This window comes from Stutzerimonas sp. LR2 (assembly GCF_055755175.1).
The window spans coordinates 1,158,182-1,181,368 of record NZ_JBVTRR010000001.1 but is presented as its reverse complement, the minus strand read 5'-3'; the positions used below and the strand labels follow the sequence as shown (position 1 = coordinate 1,181,368).

At 62.6% G+C, this 23,187-nt stretch carries 16 protein-coding genes; 3 read left to right on the top strand and 13 right to left on the bottom strand.

Annotation, left to right across the window (positions count from 1 at the left end):
- Positions 1-5: 5 nt before the first annotated feature.
- From ACVRRC_RS05420 to glnE, 12 genes are all read right to left on the bottom strand, one after another.
- On the bottom strand, positions 6-1,142 hold the full coding sequence (locus ACVRRC_RS05420; protein WP_472996712.1) for a glycosyltransferase: 1,137 nt from the start codon (positions 1,140-1,142) through the stop codon (positions 6-8).
- A complete protein-coding gene (locus ACVRRC_RS05415) occupies positions 1,129-2,883 on the bottom strand; it encodes a carbamoyltransferase family protein (protein WP_061372926.1) in 1,755 nt (584 codons plus the stop codon). Before ACVRRC_RS05415 ends, ACVRRC_RS05420 begins: the two co-directional genes overlap by 14 nt.
- A gap of 12 nt (positions 2,884-2,895) precedes the next feature.
- Positions 2,896-4,341, bottom strand: a complete 1,446-nt coding sequence (locus tag ACVRRC_RS05410) for a lipopolysaccharide kinase InaA family protein (RefSeq protein ID WP_472996711.1) — start codon at positions 4,339-4,341, stop codon at positions 2,896-2,898.
- Positions 4,341-5,084, bottom strand: a complete 744-nt coding sequence (locus ACVRRC_RS05405; protein WP_014597891.1) for a lipopolysaccharide kinase InaA family protein — start codon at positions 5,082-5,084, stop codon at positions 4,341-4,343. The genes ACVRRC_RS05410 and ACVRRC_RS05405 overlap by 1 nt, the downstream gene beginning before the upstream one ends.
- Positions 5,081-5,815, bottom strand: a complete 735-nt coding sequence (locus tag ACVRRC_RS05400; protein ID WP_472996710.1) for a lipopolysaccharide kinase InaA family protein — start codon at positions 5,813-5,815, stop codon at positions 5,081-5,083. Before ACVRRC_RS05400 ends, ACVRRC_RS05405 begins: the two co-directional genes overlap by 4 nt.
- A complete protein-coding gene (locus ACVRRC_RS05395; protein ID WP_472996709.1) occupies positions 5,815-6,780 on the bottom strand; it encodes a glycosyltransferase family 9 protein in 966 nt (321 codons plus the stop codon). The genes ACVRRC_RS05400 and ACVRRC_RS05395 overlap by 1 nt, the downstream gene beginning before the upstream one ends.
- The gene (gene rfaP / locus ACVRRC_RS05390) at positions 6,780-7,586 is read right to left on the bottom strand and encodes a lipopolysaccharide core heptose(I) kinase RfaP (protein ID WP_472996708.1); all 807 of its coding nucleotides are present in this window, start codon (positions 7,584-7,586) and stop codon (positions 6,780-6,782) included. Before rfaP ends, ACVRRC_RS05395 begins: the two co-directional genes overlap by 1 nt.
- Before the next feature lie 40 nt (positions 7,587-7,626).
- The gene (locus ACVRRC_RS05385; protein WP_472996707.1) at positions 7,627-8,748 is read right to left on the bottom strand and encodes a glycosyltransferase family 4 protein; all 1,122 of its coding nucleotides are present in this window, start codon (positions 8,746-8,748) and stop codon (positions 7,627-7,629) included.
- Positions 8,748-9,749 carry a lipopolysaccharide heptosyltransferase I gene (gene waaC / locus ACVRRC_RS05380; protein WP_208216875.1) on the bottom strand — a complete coding sequence of 334 codons (1,002 nt, stop codon included), beginning with the start codon at positions 9,747-9,749 and terminating at the stop codon, positions 8,748-8,750. Before waaC ends, ACVRRC_RS05385 begins: the two co-directional genes overlap by 1 nt.
- A complete protein-coding gene (waaF, locus tag ACVRRC_RS05375; protein WP_013984226.1) occupies positions 9,750-10,784 on the bottom strand; it encodes a lipopolysaccharide heptosyltransferase II in 1,035 nt (344 codons plus the stop codon).
- 76 nt (positions 10,785-10,860) lie between these two features.
- Complete coding sequence (gene ilvE, locus ACVRRC_RS05370) at positions 10,861-11,784, bottom strand: branched-chain-amino-acid transaminase (protein WP_472996706.1); 924 nt, start codon at positions 11,782-11,784, stop codon at positions 10,861-10,863.
- A gap of 48 nt (positions 11,785-11,832) precedes the next feature.
- Entirely contained in the window at positions 11,833-14,778 is a 2,946-nt protein-coding gene (gene glnE / locus ACVRRC_RS05365; protein WP_053527013.1) for a bifunctional [glutamate--ammonia ligase]-adenylyl-L-tyrosine phosphorylase/[glutamate--ammonia-ligase] adenylyltransferase, read from the bottom strand.
- Between the two features lie 269 nt (positions 14,779-15,047).
- On the opposite strand from glnE, the gene aceE reads away from it, so the two are divergent.
- Both aceE and aceF read left to right on the top strand, forming a co-directional pair.
- Positions 15,048-17,693 (top strand): pyruvate dehydrogenase (acetyl-transferring), homodimeric type, encoded by a 2,646-nt coding sequence (aceE, locus tag ACVRRC_RS05360; RefSeq protein WP_017245452.1) that lies wholly within the window; start codon positions 15,048-15,050, stop codon positions 17,691-17,693.
- A 24-nt stretch (positions 17,694-17,717) separates the two neighbouring features.
- Positions 17,718-19,724, top strand: a complete 2,007-nt coding sequence (gene aceF / locus ACVRRC_RS05355) for a dihydrolipoyllysine-residue acetyltransferase (protein ID WP_472996705.1) — start codon at positions 17,718-17,720, stop codon at positions 19,722-19,724.
- Between the two features lie 120 nt (positions 19,725-19,844).
- Here aceF and ACVRRC_RS05350 read toward each other — a convergent pair whose 3' ends face one another.
- Positions 19,845-20,333, bottom strand: a complete 489-nt coding sequence (locus ACVRRC_RS05350; RefSeq protein ID WP_013984230.1) for a hypothetical protein — start codon at positions 20,331-20,333, stop codon at positions 19,845-19,847.
- Positions 20,334-20,482: 149 nt separating this feature from the next.
- Between ACVRRC_RS05350 and ACVRRC_RS05345 the strand changes: the two genes are divergently transcribed.
- Positions 20,483-23,155, top strand: a complete 2,673-nt coding sequence (locus ACVRRC_RS05345) for a putative bifunctional diguanylate cyclase/phosphodiesterase (RefSeq protein WP_084899812.1) — start codon at positions 20,483-20,485, stop codon at positions 23,153-23,155.
- Positions 23,156-23,187 lie beyond the last annotated feature (32 nt).

The window sequence follows — 23,187 nt, the reverse complement described above, 5'->3', positions numbered from 1 at the left end:
CCGATTCACTCCTTAGCTGCGGGCAGAACCGACAGATTCCAGAAACGTTGGCGCGAAGCCTGGTCGGAAAAAAATTCGGTCAAGCGAGCCATCATCATGCTGCGAAGGTGAAAGATGTCGTTGGCATTCGCCCGATGCTCAAGTGTCGCGGCTAATTCTTGTGCATCCTTTAACGCAAACAATTCACCAGCATTCCCAACCACCTCCTTTCCGCCACCGGAATCTGTGCATGCCACAGGGACACCCGCTGCCATAGCCTCCAACAGAACCATGCCGAACGGCTCATGATCTGAAGTAAGAATGAACACATCGAAGGCCTTGAAATACCGCCGCGCGTGCGGTACCTGCCCAAGAAAACGCACCGATGTGGCAACGCCCAGTTCCGCAGCCAGTGCCTTCAAGGGACCCGCCAGTTTTCCGCTGCCCATGATGGCCAGCAGGCTGCCACTCGGCAGCCGAGGCAACGCCTGCGCAAAGCCCCGAATAAGGGTTGTCTGATCCTTATCCGGATGCAGGCGGCCAACGTTGCCGACGATCCAGGCATCCTGGGGTAGCCGCAGAAATGTACGTGCCTCTTCACGGGAAACCTGTTCGGCCTGCACAGCAGCTATGTCAATGCGGTTGTACAGCGTTTGAACACGCTCAGCTGGCCAGTTCGGCAAGCAGGCTCGGATGTCATCCCGTACGGCGTTGGAAACACCGAGCAGGATGAGCCGCTTGCGATAATGATTGACGAACAGTTGACGTGAGCGGCGCTGGTAGTCACCGAAAGCATGGTGCACACCGATCACCGGCAGCACCGTTCCCAGCAGCGCCACATAAATCGGCTTGAAGCGATGCGCGATACAGAAAGCGAAATTGCGTGCCTTGGAGATCCTCCGGATATCGCGAATTGCGCGCAGTTTCAGGCCTCGCACCTCGCCACTGCTGTAATTAAGGAAGATCACTTCATCCGAAGCCGAGCCTTGCACCACTTCATCACTCGGTGCCCCAGTGAGATAGACGGTACAGACCTTGTACCGCGTCTCAACGAAAAGCGCGGCATATTGCCGCGCACAATCGAGAAATGGACCGTCATAGCCATGGCAGAACTGCAGCACCCATCGCTGCGTCTGATCAGGCAGCCGTTCAATTGTTGTCATACCAGTCCTTGCCGTCCTTGACCACGAGGATGTCCTCCATGATCAGGTACTGCAGGTCCGAGCCGTAGAACATGTTCAGCGCGTCGGTCGGCGAGCAGATCATCGGTTCGCCGCGGCGGTTGAGCGAGGTGTTCAGCGACACGCCATTACCGGTCAGCTTTTCCAGCTCCAGCATCAGGTCGTACCAGCGCGGGTTGTGCCGGCGCTCGAGAACCTGGGCGCGAGAGGTACCGTCTTCATGGACCACCTCGCCGACACGCTCCTTCCAGCCTTCGTTGACCTCGAAGGTGAATGTCATGAATGGGCTCGGATGGTCGACCTTGAGCATCTGCGGCGCCACGGTATCGAGCATAGACGGGCAGAAGGGTCTCCAACGCTCGCGGAACTTGATCTGCTCGTTGATGCGGTCGGCAACGCCCGGCACGCTCGGGCAGCCAATGATCGAGCGACCGCCCAGCGCACGCGGGCCGAATTCCATGCGCCCCTGGAACCAGGCCACCGGGTTGCCGTCGACCATGATCCTGGCGATGCGCTCGGGGGTGTTGGCGATCTGCTTGAACACTGGCTTGTTCGGATGCCGGGCACAGGCAGCGATGACATCTTCGTTTGAATAAGACGGGCCGAGGTAGACGTGCTCCATCTTCTCTACCGGAACGCCGCGCTGCACCGACACATAGGCCGCCGCACCGACAGCGGTTCCAGCATCACCGGAGGCCGGCTGGACGAACAGCTCCTTGACCTCCTCGCGGGCGATGATCTTCTGGTTGAGTTTGACGTTGAGCGCACAACCGCCGGCAAAGGCGATCTTGCCGGTCTCGCGGATGATGTCACCGAGGTAGTAGTCCATCATCTCCAGCGCAAGCTTCTCGAACAGCGCCTGCATGCTGGCCGCGTAATGAATATACGGGTCGTCGGCGATATCGCCTTCGCGCTTGGGTCCCAGCCACTCGATCAGCTTGGGCGAGAAGTAATAGCCCTTGCCCTTCTCCTTGTAGCGACGGAAGCCGATGACGTTGGCGTATTCGGTATTGATGGTCAGCTCGCCGTTCTCGAAGGTCGCCAGGCGCGAGAAATCGTACTTGGCCGCGTCACCGTACGGCGCCATGCCCATGACCTTGAACTCGCCATCGAGCATCTCGAAGCCGAGGTATTCGGTGATCGCGCCATACAGTCCGCCCAAGGAGTCCGGGTCGTAGAATTCCTTGATCTTGTGGATCTTGCCGTTCTCACCCCAGCCGAAGAAGGTGGTGGCGTACTCGCCTTTGCCATCGATGCCGAGAATCGCGGTTTTCTCGGTGAAGCCGGAGCAGTGATAGGCGCTGGAGGCATGAGCCAGGTGATGCTCGACCGGTTGGATCTTGACCTTCTTCAGGTCGAAGCCCAGCTGCTGGAGACACCATTCGATGCGTTTCTTGTAGCGGTAATAGCGGCGATTGCCCATGAGAATGGCATCCAGCGCGCGATCCGGTGCGTACCAGTAACGCTTGGCATAGTGCCAGCGCGCCTTTTCGAAGATGCTGATGGGTGCGAACGGGATCGCCACCACATCGACGTCGGACGGTTTGATGCCGGCCTGCTCCAGGCAGAACTTGGCCGACTCGTAGGGCATGCGGTTCTTGGCATGCTTGTCGCGCACGAAGCGCTCTTCTTCGACGGCGGCGATCAGCTTGCCGTCGATATACAGGGCGGCGGAAGGATCATGACTGAGGGCGCCGGAAAGGCCGAGAATCGTCAATGCCACGGGTATTGCCTCTTAATCTTCGATGCTGGTGCCGGGCACCGCGGGTAAACGTTGGTCAAGCAGCCGGTACAGGGCGCTGTCGGTCGGCCAGTTGCGCAGGAATCGCGCACGGTCCTTGGCATACGCCCGAGCGAAGCTGGCATCGCCGCCATGCTGCTGCACGGCATCCAGGTCGATTAACGACCAGCGATCATGCTCCCAGAACAGGTTGTGCCCTTTGAGATCACCATGACTGATTCGCTCGCGGATCAGTGCCGCGAACAGCCGGTCCAGGGCAACCAATTCCTGCTCTGGAGGACAGCCATCCAGATACGGCTGAAAACGCGCAATTATATCTTCTCCGCGCAGCAATTCGGTAATCAGCCACGCCGGCCCGCGCATCCACAGCCAGCGGCGCTCGATCACGGCCAGCAAACGAGGAGTGGCGATCCCGAGAAAATCGAGCCGATTACCCTCGACCCAGCTGTGCCAGGCGCGGCTCGGCCGCCAGAAGCGCTTCAACCAATGCAGCGGATTCTTGATGTTGTAGCGCTTGATAAGCAGGGCCCGGCCGCCCAGTTCGCATTGCGCAACTGTAGCTGCACCACCGGTTTTGAAAAGCCGGCCCTGGGCGATGCAAGCGTCCGGATCAGCCAACAGCGAGTGCAGCGCGGCCGCCTCGTCACGCCGAACCACTTGCGCCCCAAACGGGCCGATACGCGCACTGAAGAGACTGCAGTCTCGGGCGACCTTCTTCAGAAAATCGTTTAGCCGCCAGTTACGAGTCTTGTGAACCTGCTTGAGCAACGCCTCCAGCGGCAGGGCGTGCTCGCTGTTGGTCAGCAGATAGGGCACCAGCAGTTCTTCGATGAAAGGTTCGATCTCTGCCGGCAGCTGCGCGAAGAAGACGCCCAGGTTCTCCAGTACCCGCTCACGCGACAACGGCTCCCCGGGCGTCTCCGCCTTTACACCGCCGCCGTCGACCACGTAGAGCTGACTGTCGGCCTTGAGGAAGTTATCCAGATGCAGATCCGCCTGCCAAAGGCCTTGCGCATGCATCCTGGCGATCAGCTCAAGCGCCTCACCGAGCACGCCTCGCTGCCCGTCTGTCAGGACAGGCTCCGCCTCGACGGAGCGCCAGCTCTCCCACAGGCTTTTGGCGGAATCGAGCCAGTCGAACAGCAGCCAGCCACCCTCACCCTCCTGCCAGCCCTGCCCCACCAGCGCAGGTGTTGGCAAATGCTGGTCGGTCAGCAGCTTCGCACCAGCCAGCTCACGTCGATAATGACGCTGCGCCTTGCCACCCACCATCAGCTTGGCCAGGACCTGGCGCCCGTTCCAGCGCGCGCGACCGACATAGCGCTGCCCCGGCAGGATGCGCAGCCACGAATCGACATGCAGACTTGCCTCACCCGATAGCTCGACGAGCGCAGGGCAGGCTGGCTCGCGCCCGGCGACCGTCAGATCGGCCAATCTCATCAGCGCGCCTCCTTGGCTTTGTGTCGCCGCTGCAACTGCAACAGCCATGGCTCGACCAGGCGAGGATCGTCCAGATAGGCATTCAGCAAGTGCCGCACGCCTTGGTCACCGATGCAGCTTGCACGCCGCACGAGCGGCTCCAGATCCTTGATCCGGTCACGCCGCCCTAACAACAGAGGTCGGGTTTTTTCCAGGTCGATCAGGCAAGCCTGCCAATGCCCGTCCTGCTCACGGAGAAAGATGTGCTTGGGATAGAAGCAGCCATGCATCTGGCCGGCCTGATGCAGCGTGTGCGCCAGCGCACCGACCGCACCGATGATGGCCTGGCGTCGAGGTTCGTTCAGCTCGGGCCATCGTTTCAGCCATCCGTCCAAATCCATCCAACCATCCAATGCGCGGGTCAGGAGAATTGCACGCCTTTCGCCATCAACCTTGCGCTGCCCGAAGAAGCTGGCCTGAAGCGCCGGCACGCCAAGCTGCGCATAACGACGGATATTGCGAAACTCCCGGGCAAAGGTCGGCTCACCGAACGGGTGTGCCAGGGTGCGGGTCAGATGATTGCTCTGCCGCTTGAGGTAGAACGCCGAATCATCGAGCTCCAGCCTGAAAACACTGCTCCAGCCGCCGCGTTCGACATTGGGCTCATCCACCGCCGTCAACTGGACCGACCAGAGCGCATCGAAGCTCGCCAAGCCATGGCGCTCGAGCGTTGGACGATCGGCCTGCGCAATGAAATCGTTCATTCCCGCCCCTGGAAATAATTCAGAATCTGCCGGATGCGCGGCTTGTCCTTGTCAACCAGTCGCTTTCGCCGGCAATACTGCAGATAGAACCGCAGGCGCTGGGTTCGGCTGAGCTGGTACTTGGCCACCTTGTCCAGACATGCCAGGTCCTTGACGATACGCCGCTGCAGAAACGGACCATGCCAGAAGGCGCCGGTAGGGCAGTCGATCAGGTACAGACGGCGCTGCGGATCGACGAGCAGGTTGCGCCACTTGAGGTCATTGTGGGCGAAGCTCCGGTCGTGCATCGCTCGCGTCGAGCGCGCCAGTTGCAGGCTGACTTCCTGCACCCAACGCGGATCGCGAAGACGGGCATCATGAGTAGTCGCCAGCAAAGCCAGATCATCGGTTTGCTCCAACTCACGCGTAATCAGGGCGCCGCGGAGAAAAGCACCGCCGCGCCGCTCCATGCCATAAGCCACGATCGGCGCCGTGGGGATGCCCCAACGGCGAAAAAGCATCAGATTCTGCCACTCCGCCTTGACCCGCGGTCGGCCAAGGTAACGCCGCAGGCCTTTGCCCGCACCGGAGTAGCGTTTCACGTAATAGCGCACCCCGTTGCGCTGGATACGAATGACCTCCGATAACGGGTCTTTCGTCAGACGTTCGCCTTGCAGGGCAAACACAGTCGTCAGGCTGCCAAAATCGGCAGCCAGGTCGAAATAAGCTGGGTCCAGCGTCCAACTCGCCATTAGGGCCTATATCCCAGACGCTTGCTGATCCGCCAGATGGGGATGAAAGGCCGCCATATATATCGCCCCAGCAACTTGAACGAAATAACCGGTGCCAACACCTCATTACCCGCATTGAAGCCAGGCCGCCATACGAAATCGGCGTGCTTACGAGTTACCGTAAAGCTCTGCAGTCCCAGCAGCGAGCCGAGGTGCCCGCCGCCGGAGTCATTACTGATAACCGCAGAACAAGTGACCAGAAAATCCATCAGCTCACGGACATTGGGAAATGTGCGAATGGAAAAGCCTTGAAAACGCTTGTGAAGGATTTCGCCTTCATGAGGCATTCCGACAATTTCTACCAGCCAACCCTGCCTTTGCAATCGTTGAGCGAGCCATCGAAACCCCCTTGGCGCATAATTTTTCTTTTCATGAGGAGTAGTAGGAAATATCGCTACACGCCTTCTGGAATCACCACAGCGCTTAGGGAGGTCAACAGCAACCGGAAGATCGCTTTGCAAACCGAAAACTGACGAAGCATACGCATCGACCCATGTCACCATGGTCAGTCCCGCACGCGAGTCTTGGCACAGCGCTCGGCTCGCCCCCCGAAACACATCACTGCCTACCACAACGTCCCGACCGTCCAGCTGAAGCGCAGCAGGAAGCTTCTTTGCAGTGACGAAGCAGATGTTCCGTTGCTTGACCACCCGATCTAGCAAATCCGGATTGCAAGTCAGCCAATTTATGTAGCAGATGACCAAGTCTGTATTCGCGCACAAGTGCAGCAGATCGACTCGCTCACTCGACTCCACCTTCAGCCAGCTGAAGTACATTTCGGCAGGCTTGAGTAAGCTGCTGAGAAAGCGTACCTCGGCGCCAGCAAAGTGAAACAGCCAAGCCAATCGCAAATAAATCGTCACGTCACCTAGCGCAGGGCAAGGCGCTATCACAACACGTTTGCCGTGCCATTCCGTTTTTTTCATCAAAGCGCATCCCCGTAGCGCCGCTTACGATCCAGTAGCTTTTCCGCCCTGCGCTGCAGCCATGCCAGCAGGGCAGCCTCGTCGCGCAGGACTTCACGCAGCGGCCGCTGGAAGTAATCGCGCAGAAAGCGCAGCTTGTCGCGGCCGGTCAAACCAATCTCAAGGGCCGAGAAGTACAGCCCGGCCAGATCCTTGTTGCGCCAGCGAACAGGTGTGTGACTGCGAGTCTGGGCGCGGTGCAAGTCGATCAAGGACAGGCGCAGATCGCTGACCGTCACCGGACGGTCGGTGTGCAGCAGGAAGTGGCAGATGTAGAAGTCGCGGTGATTGACCCCGGCGCGGTGCATGGTGCCGGCCATGCGGGCTACTTCGGCGATCAGGGCGCGCTTGAGTGCCGGCGGTGGTGGCTGGTCGCGCCAGTTCGCCGAGAAATCCTCGAGGCTGATAGTCGGCGCCAGCTCTTCCGTGATGATGAACGAGTGCTGGCTTGCCGGATTGCCCCCTCGCTCGCCATAGGCCACCGCGGTCATGGTCGGCACGCCGACTTCCTTGAGGCGCTGTATGGCTCGCCATTCCTGGCCGGCGCCAAGCACCGGCGCCTTGGCCGTGAGCAGGTTCTTGGCAATCTCGCCCCAGCCGATGCCGCGATGAATCTTGACGAAGTAACCGCGCCCGGCAACCTCGGTACGCAGCGTGCGGCGACCTTCCAGTTCCCGGTAGACCTGGCCCTGCAGACGCTCGACCTCTTCGAAGGGGTCCTTGCCCTGCCACAGGCTTTCGAATGGCTCGGTCAGCATCAGGCGCATGGAGCCCCCAATGACGACGCCCGCCGGAGACAAACGACGTTCATGCGCTTTCCCCGAGAATCACGTCGGCGGCCTTCTGCGGCATCGAGTAGAGATCGGCCGTCTCGGCAAAGGCCAGCGCGTTGCGACTCCAGGCCGAGCGCTGCGCGTCATCGGCGAGCATCTGCGCCAGCATCCGGTCGAGCACCTGCTGCTCGAAGGGGCTGGGTACCACGCGACCGCAATCGGCGTCGGCAATGTAGTGGGCATAGCCGCACACATCGCTGACCAGCACCGGCAGCCCGGCGACCAGCGCCTCGAGCAACACGGTGCCGGTATTTTCGTTATAGGCCGGATGGATCAGCAGATCGGCACCGAGCAGAAAGCGCGGGATGTCGCTGCGCCCCTTGAGAAACTCGACCATGCCGGAAACACCCAGCGCCTTGGCCTGCAGCTTGAACGGCTTGGGATCGTCCTGACCGATCACCAGCAGCCGGGTGCGCTGGCTCAGTTCGCGCGGCAGCGCAGACAGGGCCTTGAGGCTGCGGTCGACCCCCTTGGTCTTGAAGCCGGAACCGATCTGCACCAGCAGCAGCTCGTCGGGCCGCACTTCGAACTCCTCGCGGAACTCGGCGCGGATCTGCGCGGCATTGGCCGGCGCGCGGCGATCCTGGGCAATGCCCGGCGGCAACAGGTGAAAGCGTTCAGCGGGCGTGCCGTAGTGCTTGACGAACAGCGGCTGCTGCACCTCGGAGATCATCAGGATTTCGGTCTTCGCCTCCGGCGCGAACACTGCGCGCTCGTACTCGGCGAAGTGCTTGTAGCGGCCCCAGCGCCGATAGATCGGGTTGCGCAGCGTCTGCGCCTTGTCCTCGAAGCAAGGGTCGGCGGCGTAGTACACGTCCAGCCCCGGCATCTTGTTGAAGCCGATCACCCGGTCCACCGGCCGCTTGGCCAGATCGGCCTCGACCCAGGCGGTGAAGCGCTCGTTGCGGGTGTGGTTGAACAACGCCTTGACCGGCGCGATCAGCACTTCGAAGCCGTCCGGCATCTCGCCTTCCCAGATCATCGCGTAGACGCGAATGCTGTGCCCGCGACGCTGGCATTCCAGGGCGATACGCATGAAATCGCGCTGCAGACCACCGAATGGAAAGTACTTGTAGAGAATGAAGGCCAGTTGCATCAGACGGACTCCGGGGCCCGCAGCAGGGCTTTCAGTTCGGTGACGACGCGCTCGGGGCGCAGGTCGTCGAAACAGGGCTTGTGCCGGTCACCGCGACCAGCGTTCGGTCCGCTGGCACACAGGTGCACCTGGGAGCGGCCATAGGCACCGACCCGCCCGGGCAAGGTCGGACCATAGAGAGAAATACTCGGCACATCCAGCGCCGCGGCCAGGTGGCCGAGGCCGGTATCCACCGCGACGCAGGCGCGCGCACCGGCGATAACCCGGGCGACACCGGCAAGATTGAGCTTCGGCAGCACCGCGGCGTTGGCTATGCCGCTGACGATGCGTTCGGCACGCGCCTTCTCCTCGGCATTGCCCCACGGCAGGCGGATCGCCCAGCCGAAATCGCTCATGCGCTCGGCCAGCTCGCGCCAGTATGCTTCCGGCCAGTGCTTGCTCGGCCAGGTGGTGCCGTGCAGGAACAACAGATACGGCTGATCACTGGGAGCGGCCATCTGCTCTCGATTCAGGCCATAGTCGGCAACATCCTGCGGCAGCGGATACGCGAGCGCCTGGGCGAACAGCTGGCGCACCCGTTCCAGCGCATGCTGGTCACGCGGCACTGCGTAGCATCGGTCATAGAAGCGTGCGGCGATGGGCTCACGCGCAGACTCCCGGTCCAGTCCGGCGACCGGAGCCTTGACGTAGCGGGTCAGCCAGGCGCTTTTCAGCAAGCCCTGGGCATCGATCACCAGGTCGTAACGGCCTTCCCGCAGGCGTGCCTTGAAGCGCTGCCATTCACCGTTGCGCAGGGTCTGCAGCGGGTGCTTGCGCCAGCGACGAATCGCTACCGGGATCACCTGTGCCACCGCCGGATGCCAGGCCGGGATCTCGGCGAAGCCCTCCTCCACCACCCAGTCGAACTGGATGCCGGGCAGCGCCCGCTGCGCATCGGTCAGGGCCGGCAGGGTATGCACGACATCGCCCAGCGACGAGGTCTTGACCAGCAGGACCTTCAATCAGCGTACCTCGACCGACTGCGGGACCAGACGATCCAGCGCCTCGATCACCGCGCGCGGCTTCAGCTCGCGCATGCAATTGTTGTGGCCGAAGCGGCAGGTGCGCTCGAAACAGGGACTGCAGTCGAGCCCCAGGCGCACCACTTCTACCTGCTCGGAAAGCGGCGGGGTGAAAGCTGGCGAGGTGGAACCATAGACCGCCGCCAACGGCCGGCCGAGCGCTGCGGAGACATGCATCAGACCGGAGTCGTTGGACACCACGGCATCGGCACAGGACAGCAGATCGATCGCCTCGGCCAGGCTGGTCTGCCCGGCGAGGTTCACGGCCTCTTCGCGCAACCCCGGAATCAACCGCTCGAGGATCTGCTCACCGACCGGGTGATCGTTCTTCGAGCCGAACAGCCAGACCTGCCAGCCGTCCCGGATCTTCAGCTCGGCCACCTTGGCGAAGTGTTCCGCCGGCCAGCGCTTGGATTCGCCGAACTCGGCACCGGGGCACAGCGCCAGCACCGGCCGGTCCAGACTCAGGCCGAAACGTGCCAGGGCGGCGTCGCGAGTCGCGGTGTCGATGCGCAGCGAGGGGTTCGGATACGGCTTGGGCAGCTCGGCGCCCGGCTCGAAGGCCAGCGCCATGAAGCGCTCGATCATCAGCGGGTAGCGCTGCTTGTCGAGCTTGCGCATGTCGTTGAGCAGGCCGAAACGCATCTCGCCGCGCCAGCCCGTGCGCTTGGGGATACCGGCGAAGAACGGCACCAGCGCCGACTTCAGGGAGTTGGGCAGCAGGATCGCCTGCTGGTACTGACCGCGCAGGCTCTGCGCGACCTTGCGCCGGGTCGCCATGTCGAGCACGCCGTGCCCGACCGGAAAGCTCAGTGCCTGGCGTACCTCGGGCATGCGCTCGAGAATCGGCCGGCTCCACTCGGGCGCCAGCACGTCGATCTGGCAGTCGGGATGGCGTTGTTTCAGGCAGACGAACAGCGTCTGCGCCATCACCATGTCGCCAACCCAGCTGGGTCCTACGATCAGTATGTTCATAAGCTCTAAGCCATAAGCTGAGGGGCTGGAAGCGTGGCCGGCAAGCGAGTTGCGTTGCCGGCTTCCAGCGCCAGGCTTACTTGACCAGGGTCCGCCATTCGGCGTGGGCATCAGTCTTGCCGGTGACCAGATCGAAGTAGGCTTTCTGCAGCTTCTCGGTGATCGGGCCGCGACGGCCGATACCGATGGCGCGGCCGTCCACTTCGCGGATCGGCGTGACTTCGGCTGCGGTACCGGTGAAGAAGGCTTCGTCGGCGATGTACACCTCGTCGCGGGTGATGCGCTTCTCGACCACCTTCAGGCCGTGCTCGGCGGCCAGGGTCAGCACGGTGCCGCGGGTGATGCCGTTCAGGCAGGCCGTGACTTCCGGGGTGTAGATCACGCCGTCCTTGATGATGAAGATGTTCTCGCCCGAGCCCTCGGCCACGTAGCCTTCGGGGTCCAGCATCAGCGCTTCGTCGGCGCCGCCGGAAATGGCTTCCTGCAGGGCCAGCATCGAGTTGATGTAGGCACCGTTGGACTTGGCGCGGGTCATGGTGATGTTGACGTGGTGACGGGTGAAGGAACTGGTGCGCACCTTGATGCCCAGCTCAAGCGCCTCGTCGCCCATGTAGGCGCCCCAGTGCCAGGCCGCGACGATCACGTGCACCTTCAGACCGCTGGCGCGCAGGCCCATACCTTCGCTTCCGTAGAACACCATCGGGCGGATGTAGGCGCTTTCCAGGTTGTTCTCGCGCACTGCGGCGCGGGTCGCCTCGTTGATCTCTTCCTTCGAGTACGGCATCGGCATATTCATGATGTGCGCCGAATCGAACAGGCGGTCGGTGTGCGCCTCCAGGCGGAAGATCGCCGTGCCGTCCGGGGTGTTGTAGGCGCGAACACCTTCGAACACGCCCATGCCGTAGTGCAGGGTATGGGTCAGCACATGGGTGGTCGCATCGCGCCACTGCACCAGTTCGCCGTCATACCAGATGACGCCATCACGATCGGCCATCGACATCTTGCCAGCTCCTCAGAATTCGATATTGCTCGGTAGCCCGACGCGGGCTCAGCTGAGCCCCAGCTCGCGCCAGATCCGCATGACTGCGCGACGCTCGTCGTGGAATTGATCCCCACTCACCACTCCGGGCTGCTTCTGCAGTGATTGCCGGTGGGCCGCGGCACGGTACGCCTTGTAGGCGTCCTGCAGCAGCCGCACCTCATCGCCGGTCATCAACCCGGCCTGCTCCAACCCATCGAGAATGCGGATGTTATCGGTATAGCGCAGCAGTTCGGGATGCTGGTGCGACCACGCCAAAGCCGCGTATTGCACCATAAATTCGATATCCACGATACCACCGGCGTCCTGCTTGAGATTGAACTCGGCAGCGGCGTCGAAGGCCTGCTCGGCGGTTCCAGCATGCGTCACGCGGGTGCCGAGGTTGTCACGCATCTTCGCGCGCATCTCGCTGACCTCGCGGCGCAGCGCCTCGAGATCGCGCTCGCGCCCCAGCACACCGGCGCGCACCCGTTCGAAGTCAGCCGTCAGCTGCGGGCAGCCGACCAGCACCCGCGCGCGCACCAACGCCTGGTGTTCCCAGGTCCAGGCCTCCTGGCTCTGGTAGCGCTCGAAGGCGCCCAGCGAGCTGACCAGCAGCCCGGAAGCGCCGGACGGGCGCAGCCGCATGTCCACTTCATAGAGCTGGCCGGAGGTGGTCTGGGTGGTGAGCAGATGGATGATGCGCTGGCCCAGGCGAGTGAAGAACTGCGCGGTATCGATGGGCTTGGCGCCATTGGTCTCGGCGGCGGGGTCGCCGTCGTGGATGAACACCAGATCCAGATCCGAACCATGCCCGAGTTCGATGCCACCGACCTTGCCGTAACCGACGATGACGAACGCCGGATCGCAGAGCGTGCCATCGCTGCGCTGTGGCTGGCCATGACGCGCGACGGTGTGGCGCCAGGCGAGGGTCAACACTTCCTGCAGGATCGCCTCCGCCAGCCAAGTTAGGTAGTCGCTGACCTTCATCAAGGGCAGCGTCCCGGCGATTTCCGAAGCGGCAACCCGCAGCCGGTGCGCCAGCTTGAAATGCCGCAGCGCCTCCATCTGCTGCTCGAGGTCATCTTCGGGAATGCGCATCAGCCGTTCGCGCAGTTCAGCCGCCAGTTCCGGCGCCAGCGGCGGGCTGTACAGACGACCGGCGTTGAGCAGCTCGTCAAGCAACAGCGGGAAGCGTGCAATCTGCTCGGCGATCCACGGGCTGGCTGCGCAGAGCTCGAGCAAGCGCTGCAGCGCCCCGGGATTTTCAGTCAGCAGGACCAGGTAGGCCGAACGCCGGGCGACCGCTTCCACCAGCGGCAGTACGCGTTCGAGCACCAGATCCGGATCGTCCTGCTCGACGGCCTGCGCCAGCAGCCGTGGAATGAAGGCATCCAGACGCTCGCGGCCGAGACGCTGCATGGTGCGTACCTGGCTGGCGTTGCGCAGCGCGGCGAGCCGCTGACAGGCGCCCTGGCCATCACGGAAACCGGCCTCGGACAGCTGGCGGCAGGCGAACTCCTCGTCCCAGTCCTGCTCCCACAGCGGCAGCCATTCGCCGCCGACCAGCGCCTCGCCCTCGGCATTCTCGTCCTCATCCGGGTCGGCGATGACCTGGCGGAAATGCCAGTCGATGCGCCCGCGCCAGTACAGCAGTTGCTCATGGAACGCCGCCCAACCGTCGAAGCCGAGCATGAACGCCACCCGCGCACAGTCCACCTCGTTGTCCGGCAGCATCTGCGTCTGACGGTCGGCGATCGCCTGCAGCGCATGCTCGGTATAGCGCAGGAATTCATAGCCTTCGCGCAGTTCGGCCACTGCCGCGGCCGGCAGATAACCCTGCCCCTCCAGGGTGGCCAGCACACCGAGCAACGGACGCTGCTGCAGGCTGAGATCACGCCCTCCGTGGATCAGCTGAAAGGCCTGAGCGATGAACTCGACCTCGCGGATGCCACCGGCACCCAGCTTGATATTCGAAGCCATGCCCTTGCGCCGCACTTCCTGCTGGATCAGCTGCTTCATGGTGCGCAGCGCCTCGATGGCGGAGAAATCCAAGTAACGCCGGTAGACGAAGGGTCGCAGCATCTCCAGCAGCTCCTTGCCGGCCTGCTGGTCGCCGCCGATGACCCGCGCCTTGATCATGGCGTAGCGCTCCCAGTCGCGCCCCTGATCCTGGTAGTACTGCTCCAGCGCATTGAAGCTGTAGACCAACGGCCCGGACGAGCCGTACGGACGCAGACGCATGTCGACGCGGAAGGCGAAGCCGTCGACGGTGATGGCGTCCAATGCCTTGATCAGCCGCTGGCCAAGGCGGACGAAGAATTCCTGATTGTCCAGCGAGCGCTTGGCGCCGACGGTCTCGCCGCCCTCCGGATAGCCGAAGATCAGGTCGATGTCGGAGGACAGGTTCAGTTCATGTGCGCCCAGCTTGCCCATGCCGAGAATCACCATGTGCTGCGGATTGCCGCTGCGCCGACCGGTGGGCACGCCGAATTGCTCGCAATGGCGGGTGTAGAGCCAGTGATAGGCCAGATCGACGCTGGCATCGGCCAGATCGGAGAGGTCGCGACAGGTCTCGGCCAGGGCCGCCTGGCGGGTCAGATCGCGCCAGATGATGCGCACCTGCTGGCGGCTACGGAAACGCCGTAGCGTCAGCGCCAGGGTGTCCTCATTGTCACAGGCGGCAATCAGCTCGCTCAGCGCATCGCGCAGTTCGCCGGCTTCCAGCGACCGATCCAGCCAGCCCAGCTCGGCCAGCTGCAGCAGCATCTGTGGATCTCGGCTAACCTGTTCGCTGACGAAGTCACTCGCCGCGCAGACCCGGGCGAAAGCCCCGCCATGCTCGGCCAGCCAGGCGCGGCATCGTGCCGCAAGCGCTTCCGACAGGTTGCCGGCAGCCGCGAGGAACGACTCCTCGGCACGACTGACAAAAGGCAGGAGTGAGGGCGGCAATGCAACCAGCGACGGCAGACTCATTGAGGTTTCCTTCACAACAGCGAATACGATGGACCGCGCGATTCAGAGCCTCGCAAGTACCTTTCACAGGGAAATGCCAGTGCCGCTGATCTGTAGTTTTACTACTAAAGAGTATTTCAGGGGGCTGATCCCGGCGCCGTTTTGTAGTAAAACTACAGACGCCCGGCCCTACCCCCGGCATTCGTCCAAGAACATTACACGCACCGGCCCACAAAGCCGGTAGCGAACAGGCGACCGATTCTGGAAGCCTTTCCGCCATGGAGCAAGCCATGCAAGATCTCGATCCCGTCGAAACCCAGGAATGGCTGGACGCCCTCGAGTCCGTCCTCGACCGCGAGGGTGAAGACCGCGCTCACTACCTGATGACCCGGATGGGCGAACTGGCCACACGTAGCGGTACTCCGCTGCCCTACGGCATCACCACGCCGTACCGCAACACCATCCCCGTCACCCGGGAAGCCAAGATGCCCGGCGACCTGTTCATGGAGCGTCGAATCCGCTCCCTGGTCCGCTGGAATGCCCTGGCCATGGTGATGCGTGCGAATCTGAAGGATCCGGACCTGGGCGGCCACATCTCCACCTTTGCCTCCAGCGCGACGCTCTACGACATCGGCTTCAACTACTTCTTCCAGGCGCCGACCGAAGAGCATGGCGGCGACCTGATCTACTACCAGGGCCACGCCTCCCCCGGCATTTACGCCCGCGCCTTCCTGGAAGGCCGCCTGACCGAAGAGCAGATGCTCAACTTCCGCCAGGAAGTCGATGGCAAGGGTCTGTCGAGCTACCCGCACCCGCACCTGATGCCAGACTTCTGGCAGTTCCCGACCGTGTCCATGGGCCTCGGCCCGATCACTGCGATCTACCAGGCACGCTTCATGAAGTACCTGGAAAACCGCGGCTTCATTCCGAAAGGCAAGCAGCGCGTCTGGTGCTTCATCGGTGACGGCGAATGCGACGAGCCGGAAACCCTCGGCGCCATTTCCCTGGCCGGCCGTGAGAATCTCGACAACCTGGTGTTCGTCATCAACTGCAACCTGCAGCGTCTGGACGGCCCGGTGCGCGGCAACAGTAAGATCATTCAGGAACTGGAAGGCGTGTTCAAAGGCGCCAACTGGAACGTCAACAAGGTGGTCTGGGGTCGCCTGTGGGATCCGCTGTTCGCCGCCGACGAAGACGGCCGCATGCAGCGGCGCATGGACGAGGCGATCGACGGGGAATACCAGAACTACAAGGCCAAAGACGGCGCCTATGTGCGCAAACACTTCTTTGGTGCTGACCCCGAGCTGCTCAAGCGTGTCGAGAGCATGTCCGACGAGGAAGTCTGGAAGCTCAACCGCGGCGGCCACGATCCGTACAAGGTCTATGCGGCCTATCACCAGGCGGTCAACCACAAAGGCCAGCCAACGGTCATTCTCGCCAAGACCATCAAGGGCTACGGCACCGGTGCCGGTGAGGCGAAGAACATCGCCCACAACACCAAGAAAGTCGATATCGACAGCCTGAAGAAATTCCGCGATCGCTTCGACATCCCGGTCAACGACTCGCAACTCGAGGAGCTGCCGTTCTATCGCCCGGCCGAAGACAGCGCGGAAATGAAGTACCTGCGCAAGTGCCGCGACAAGCTGGGCGGGCATCTGCCGCAGCGCCGGCCGAAGAGCTTCAGCATCCCGACACCGCCGCTGGAGACCCTCAAGGCAGTCCTCGACGGCTCCGGTGACCGCGAGATTTCCACCACCATGGCCTTCGGCCGCATCCTCTCGCAGCTGGTCAAGGACAAGGATCTCGGCAAGCGTATCGTGCCGATTCTCGCCGACGAGGCGCGCACTTTCGGCATGGAAGGCATGTTCCGCCAGCTGGGTATCTACTCACCGGTGGGGCAGCTGTACGAGCCGGTCGACCGCGACCAGGTGATGTACTACCGCGAAGAGAAAGACGGCCAGATCCTCCAGGAAGGTCTGAACGAAGCCGGCGCGTTCTCCTCGTTCATCGCCGCAGGTACCGCCTACAGCAACTACAACCAGCCAATGCTGCCGGTCTACATCTTCTACTCGATGTTCGGCTTCCAGCGGATCGGCGACCTGGCCTGGGCGGCCGGCGATGCCCAGACCCGCGGCTTCCTGCTGGGCGGCACTTCCGGGCGCACCACGCTCAACGGTGAAGGCCTGCAGCACGAGGACGGCCACAGCCACATCCTCGCCAGCACCATCCCCAACTGCCGCAGCTATGACCCCACCTACGGCTACGAGCTGGCGGTCATCATGCACCACGGCATGCACGAGATGATGGAGCAGCAAAAGAGCGTCTACTACTACATCACCGTGATGAACGAGAACTACCAGCAGCCGGCCATGCCGCAGGGTGTCGAGGACGGCATCATCAAGGGCATGTACCTGCTCGAAGAAGCCAAGGGCGACTTCAAGCACCGTGTGCAGCTGCTGGGTTCGGGCACCATCCTGCGGGAAGTCCGCGCCGCGGTGGACATCCTCGCCAAGATGGGCGTGGGCGCCGACGTCTGGAGCGTGACCAGCTTCAACGAACTGCGCCGTGACGGTCTGGCGGTGGATCGCTGGAATCGTTTGCACCCGACCGAGGAGCCGCGCAAGAGCTACGTCCAGCAGTGCCTGGAAGGTCGCGAAGGCCCGGTCATCGCCTCGACCGACTACATGAAGCTGTTCGCCGACCAGATCCGTCAGTGGGTACCGTCGCGCGAATACCAAGTGCTCGGCACTGACGGCTTCGGCCGCAGCGACTCGCGCGCCAAGCTGCGTGATTTCTTCGAGGTCGACCGTCGTTGGGTGACTGTGGCCGCACTGCAAGCACTCGCCGATCGCGGCGCCATCGAACGCACCGTGGTGGCCAACGCCATCACCGAGTTCGGTATCGACCCCGAGAAGCGCAATCCGCTGGATTGCTGATGCGTGCGCACAGGAGAACCTATTGTGAGTGAAACCATACGCGTACCCGACATCGGCAGTGGTGAGGGTGAAGTAATCGAATTGTTCGTCAAGGTCGGCGACCGTATCGAAGCCGACCAGAGCATCCTGACGCTCGAGTCCGACAAGGCCAGCATGGAAATTCCAGCGCCCAAGGCGGGCGTGGTGAAAAGCCTGAAGGTCAAGCTCGGCGATCGTCTGAAAGAAGGCGACGAGCTGCTGGAGCTGGAAAGCGAAGAAGGCCAGGACAGTGCGACTCCGGCACAGGCTGCAGCCGAACCCGCTGGCGCAGCGACCGGCGGCCCGACAGATGAAGCCGAAGCGCCGACGCCTCCGGGCGACGACGATGCTTCGGCCTCGGCCGGCGAAGGCGAGACACAGGAGATCAAGGTTCCTGATATCGGCTCCTCGGGCAAAGCCAGCGTAATCGAAATCGCGGTCAAAGCCGGCGATACCATTGCCGCCGAACAAGCGTTGATCACGCTCGAGTCGGACAAGGCCAGCATGGAGATTCCGTCTCCTGCCGCCGGCGTGATCGAGAGCATTTCGGTCAAGGTGGGCGACGAAGTCGGCACCGGCGATCTGATCCTGATTCTCAAAGGCGCAGCGTCCAGCAAGCCAGCAGCAGGCAAGGCGCCAGCGAGCCAGGCCGCAAGCGCTCCGAAGCAAACGCTGAGCGAGCCGGCAGCTGAAGAGCCTGCCGAAGCCGCCGGCGAATCCGTGGAAGAAGTGCGTATCCCGGACATCGGCTCCAGCGGCAGCGCCAATGTCATCGAAGTGATGGTCAAGGCCGGGGACAGCGTCGAGGCGGATCAGTCGCTGATTACCCTTGAGTCCGACAAGGCCAGCATGGAAATTCCTGCGCCCAAGGCGGGCGTGGTGGAATCGCTGTCGATCAAGGTCGGTGACGAGGCCAAGACCGGCGATCTGATCCTGACCCTAAAGGTCCAAGGCACCGCACCGGCGAAGAAACCCGCTCCCAAGGCGGAAGAGGCTGCGCCGCAGCAGCAGGCCGTCGCACCAAACAAGCAAGGCGTTCCCGAGGCGAAGGCTGCCGCGACGCCGGCTCCGGCGGTCAGCGGCCCGAGCAAGGCTGGCACCAAGGTGCATGCGGGGCCGGCGGTACGCATGCTTGCACGCGAGTTTGGCGTAGAACTGACTGATGTTCCGGCCACTGGCCCGAAGGGACGCATCCTCAAGGAAGACGTCCAGGCCTACGTCAAGAACATGCTGCACAAGGTGAAGCAGGCTCCTGCCGAAGGTACTACCGGCGGGGCGGGCATTCCGCCGATCCCGACGATCGACTTCAGCAAGTTCGGTGAAGTCGAAGAAGTGCCGATGACCCGCCTGATGCAGGTCGGTGCCGCCAACCTGCATCGCAGCTGGCTGAACGTACCGCACGTGACCCAGTTCGAGTCGGCCGACATTACCGAGCTGGAAGCTTTCCGCGTTGCGCAGAAGGCGATCGCCGAGAAGGCTGGGGTCAAGCTCACCGTGCTGCCGCTATTGCTCAAGGCGTGCGCGCACCTGCTAAAGGAACTGCCGGACTTCAACAGTTCCCTGGCCCCGAGCGGCAAGGCGCTGATCCGCAAGAAGTATGTGCACGTAGGGTTCGCCGTCGACACGCCGGATGGCCTGATGGTCCCGGTGATTCGCAACGTCGACCAGAAGAGTCTGCTGCAACTGGCCGGCGAGGCTGCGGAGCTGGCTGAGAAGGCCCGCACCAAGAAGCTTTCTCCGGATGCGATGCAGGGCGCCTGCTTCACGATCTCCAGCCTCGGCCACATCGGCGGCACCGGCTTCACGCCGATCGTCAATGCGCCGGAAGTGGCGATCCTAGGCGTCTCCAAGGCGGCCATGCAGCCGGTGTGGGATGGCAAGGCCTTCCAGCCCCGCCTGATGCTGCCGCTGTCGCTCTCCTACGACCACCGGGTGATCAACGGTGCCGCGGCGGCGCGCTTCACCAAGCGCCTGTCGGAGCTGCTGGCCGATATTCGCACCATGCTGCTGTAACGGCGCGCGAAAAAAACGCCGCGTTCTCACAGAGAGACCGCGGCGTTTTTTATTGAGCGGGAAGAAGGTGAAGGCTTGGTCGCGGCAGACGAACCCTAGTGTCCGCCGTCAGGCGTTGCTTCAGCCTTTCTGCAGATTGCGGATCAGGAAGGACAACGCCTTGGCCAGCTCTTCTGCTCCTTTGGGGTCACGCACGATGACCACCAGCGGGAGACCGTCGACGGGGCTGTTGATCGAACAGCTCGGACCTTGGGGAGGACACTGATATTGCAGGTACGGATCGAGCCCAAAGACCGACAGGCTGCGGTTGCGCACGGCAACGCCGCCGCCGCTGCCACGCACTTCCTCGCGAATGCGCAGCTCGCCGGGGGCAGATACGCTCAGCTCGTAGAGGAAGTCCTGCGGGTTGCTCTGCCCGACCTGATAACCGGCGCGTAATGCATAGGTATCGAGCATTCCGTTACTATGCGCCAGCAGCGCTTCACGATCGCTGTTGGTCAGGTAAAGTTTCTTTAATTCAGTGAGATAGCGCGCCGACTCGTCGGAGCCGAATTCGACGGTTTCACTCGCCATCAGCGGTGTTCCGATCACGCAGAAAACCGAGACCATCACTAACTTCGCAAGCCGACTTGTCAGTCCCTGTCGCATGATGCACCCTTGCCTGAATTAATATTATTTAGCCATCGTCCTTCGCTGGAACGGCACCTGGAGCTCAGGCCCGCCCAACTCCGTGGAGCATACTGGAAGCCAGCCGCTCGATGAAAATACATACCGATGCCGCCAGTCGTCTGGCGACCGAGGTTGTGACGCAGTTGCCAGTGCCATCACGGCTCGGCATGCTGCGTTTCGAGCGCCTGAACGAATCCAGCTGGACATTGTTGTTCCTCGACCCTGCTTGCGAACGAACCATCGGCGTCTGTGCCGCCGACCTGTGCTCTCTGGTCGACTCCCCCTACGCCAGCCTCATGGAGCCCAGCGCCCGCCACCAGCTGCATGAGGACATCCAGCAACAGTTGGCCGAACGCGGCCACTACTCGGTGAGCTATCGCCTGCACGGCCCAGAAGGCGTGCTGGAGATCACCGAACTCGGCGAAGCCTTCCAGCAGTACGGCCGCGAGCTGCTCAGAGGCTATCTGATGTCCGGCGGCCAGCCCGAATCGGAGCAGGATCTGCGGGTACAGAACGCCAGGCTCCGCGCCGCGCTGCAACAGCATGAGCAAGCCCAGGACGAGCATATCGAGCACATGCTGCGCTCACGCACCCAGCAGAACCTGATCGTCCGGCTGGCTCGGCATCGCTACGGCTCCGCCAACCCACAGCAGGAGGCCGCACAGCTGATCACCCAGGCGGCCTGCGAGGTCTACGAGCTGGGCCGTGCCACGATCTGGCATCTGAACGGCACGCGCCTGGAGCCGGTGGCGTGCTACCGACTCGACGGAGACCATTACGAAACGCCACCCGCGCTGGAGCTCTCGCCCTATCCGCGCTATCTGCAGGCGCTGCAGAGCGGCCGCGCCATAGATGCCCAGGATGTTGGCCAGGATCACCGCACCTGTGAACTGGACGAATGCGTCTATCGCCCGCAAGCCATTCGCTCGATTCTGGATGCCAGCATACGGGTCGGTGGTGAAGTGATCGGCGTGCTCAGCCTGCAGCACAGCGGCAAGCCACGGGCCTGGCATGCCGACGAAATCGCCTTCGCCGGTGAACTGGCCGATCAGTACGCGCAGGTACTGGCCAACCAGCAGCGCCTGAGTGCCACCCACATGCTCGGCCTGTTCCAGCGCGCAGTGGAGCAGAGCGCCAGCGCCTTCATCCTGGTGGACCGGGACGGTCGCGTGGAGTACGTGAACCCTGCCTTCACCGCCATCAGCCAATTCTCCGAGTCCGAAGTGCGCGGTCAGCGCCTGGCCGATCTCAAGGCTCTGGAAAACCTCGGAGAGCTGCTGTTCGACACCTCGTCGGTACTCGCCCACAGCAACAGCTGGCAGGGCGAGTTTCGCTCAAGGCGCAAGAATCTGGAGCCCTACTGGGGGCAGCTGTCGATCTCGAAGGTCTTCAACGACGACGGCATGCTCACCCACTACATCGGCATCTACGAGGACATCACCCGCAGCAAGCTGGCCCATCAGCACATCGAGCGCCTGGCCTACACCGACAACCTGACCAACCTGGGCAATCGTCCTTTCTTCATCCGCAGTATCGAGGAGCGCTTCGCCGCAGGCGCCGAGCCGAGGCTCTGCCTGCTGCTGGTGGACATCGACAACTTCAAGCGAATCAATGACAGCCTGGGCCACCAGACCGGCGACAAGCTGCTAACCAGCCTCGCACGCCGGCTGCGCAACGGCCTCAGCCAGCAGAGCGTGCTGGCACGTTTCGCCAGCAACGAGTTCGCCCTGCTGTTCGATGACAAGGGCCTGGAGGAAGGCATAAGACTGGCGGATCAGGTGCTGCGCATCCTCGACAAGCCACTGTTCGTCGACAAGCAGCTGATCAGCGTCAGCGGATCGCTGGGACTGGCCTGCTCACCGCAACACGGGCGCGACCCCGAAACCCTGATGAAGCATGCCGGGCAGGCGCTGCACAAGGCCAAGGCGAACGGCAAGAACCAGGTGCAGATATTCACCGAAGCCCTGCATGCCGAGGCCAACTACAAGCTCTTCGTCGAGAACAATCTTCGCCGCGCGCTGCTGCAGAACGAGTTGGAGGTGTTCTATCAGCCTAAGCTGTGCCTGCACACCGGCCGGCTGCAGGGGCTGGAGGCGCTGCTGCGCTGGAACCACCCGGAAAAAGGCATGATCCGCCCGGACCAGTTCATCAGCGTCGCGGAAGAGACCGGTTTGATCATTCCGATCGGCAAATGGGTCGTTCGCGAAGCCTGCCGCATGGGCGTTACGCTGTCGGAACTGGGTCTGGGCAAACCCCAGATCGCCATCAACCTGTCACCCAAGCAGTTCTCCGACCCGGACCTGCTGAGCTCCATCGCGGCAATTTTGCTGGAGGAAAAGCTCCCCGCCGGGCAACTGGAACTGGAGCTGACCGAGAGCCTGCTGCTCGATGCCACCGAGGAAACCCGTCAACAGCTGATCGGCCTCAAGGCGCTGGGCCTGACCCTGGCCATGGACGATTTCGGCACCGGTTACTCCTCGCTCAGCTACCTGAAGAAATTCCCCATCGATGTGATCAAGATCGATCGCAGCTTCATCAAGGACATCCCTGACAACCAGGACGACGTGGAAATCACCTCGGCGGTGATCGCCATGGCGCGCAAGCTGCACCTCAAGGTCGTCGCCGAAGGCATCGAAACGCCGGAGCAGCTGAAGTTTCTCCGCCGACATCGTTGCGATATCGGCCAGGGCTATCTGTTCGACAAGCCCATCCCGGGCACCGGACTGACCGATGCCCTGCGCCGCTACCCTCACTGGTGCTGATAAGCGGAAAGCGTGGCGACGCACGGTCGCTG

What these genes read in the sequence shown, in the direction of transcription:
- aceE (WP_017245452.1), top strand. Translation starts at nt 15,048, where the DNA reads ATGCAAGATCTCGATCCCGTCGAAACCCAGGAATGGCTGGACGCCCTC.
- ACVRRC_RS05405 (WP_014597891.1), bottom strand. Translation starts at nt 5,084, where the DNA reads ATGAACGATTTCATTGCGCAGGCCGATCGTCCAACGCTCGAGCGCCAT.
- ACVRRC_RS05400 (WP_472996710.1), bottom strand. Translation starts at nt 5,815, where the DNA reads ATGGCGAGTTGGACGCTGGACCCAGCTTATTTCGACCTGGCTGCCGAT.
- ilvE (WP_472996706.1), bottom strand. Translation starts at nt 11,784, where the DNA reads ATGTCGATGGCCGATCGTGATGGCGTCATCTGGTATGACGGCGAACTG.
- ACVRRC_RS05350 (WP_013984230.1), bottom strand. Translation starts at nt 20,333, where the DNA reads ATGGTCTCGGTTTTCTGCGTGATCGGAACACCGCTGATGGCGAGTGAA.
- ACVRRC_RS05420 (WP_472996712.1), bottom strand. Translation starts at nt 1,142, where the DNA reads ATGACAACAATTGAACGGCTGCCTGATCAGACGCAGCGATGGGTGCTG.
- rfaP (WP_472996708.1), bottom strand. Translation starts at nt 7,586, where the DNA reads ATGCGCCTGATGCTGACCGAGCCATTCGAAAGCCTGTGGCAGGGCAAG.
- glnE (WP_053527013.1), bottom strand. Translation starts at nt 14,778, where the DNA reads ATGAGTCTGCCGTCGCTGGTTGCATTGCCGCCCTCACTCCTGCCTTTT.
- waaF (WP_013984226.1), bottom strand. Translation starts at nt 10,784, where the DNA reads ATGAACATACTGATCGTAGGACCCAGCTGGGTTGGCGACATGGTGATG.
- ACVRRC_RS05395 (WP_472996709.1), bottom strand. Translation starts at nt 6,780, where the DNA reads ATGAAAAAAACGGAATGGCACGGCAAACGTGTTGTGATAGCGCCTTGC.
- ACVRRC_RS05345 (WP_084899812.1), top strand. Translation starts at nt 20,483, where the DNA reads ATGAAAATACATACCGATGCCGCCAGTCGTCTGGCGACCGAGGTTGTG.
- ACVRRC_RS05385 (WP_472996707.1), bottom strand. Translation starts at nt 8,748, where the DNA reads ATGCAACTGGCCTTCATTCTCTACAAGTACTTTCCATTCGGTGGTCTG.
- ACVRRC_RS05410 (WP_472996711.1), bottom strand. Translation starts at nt 4,341, where the DNA reads ATGAGATTGGCCGATCTGACGGTCGCCGGGCGCGAGCCAGCCTGCCCT.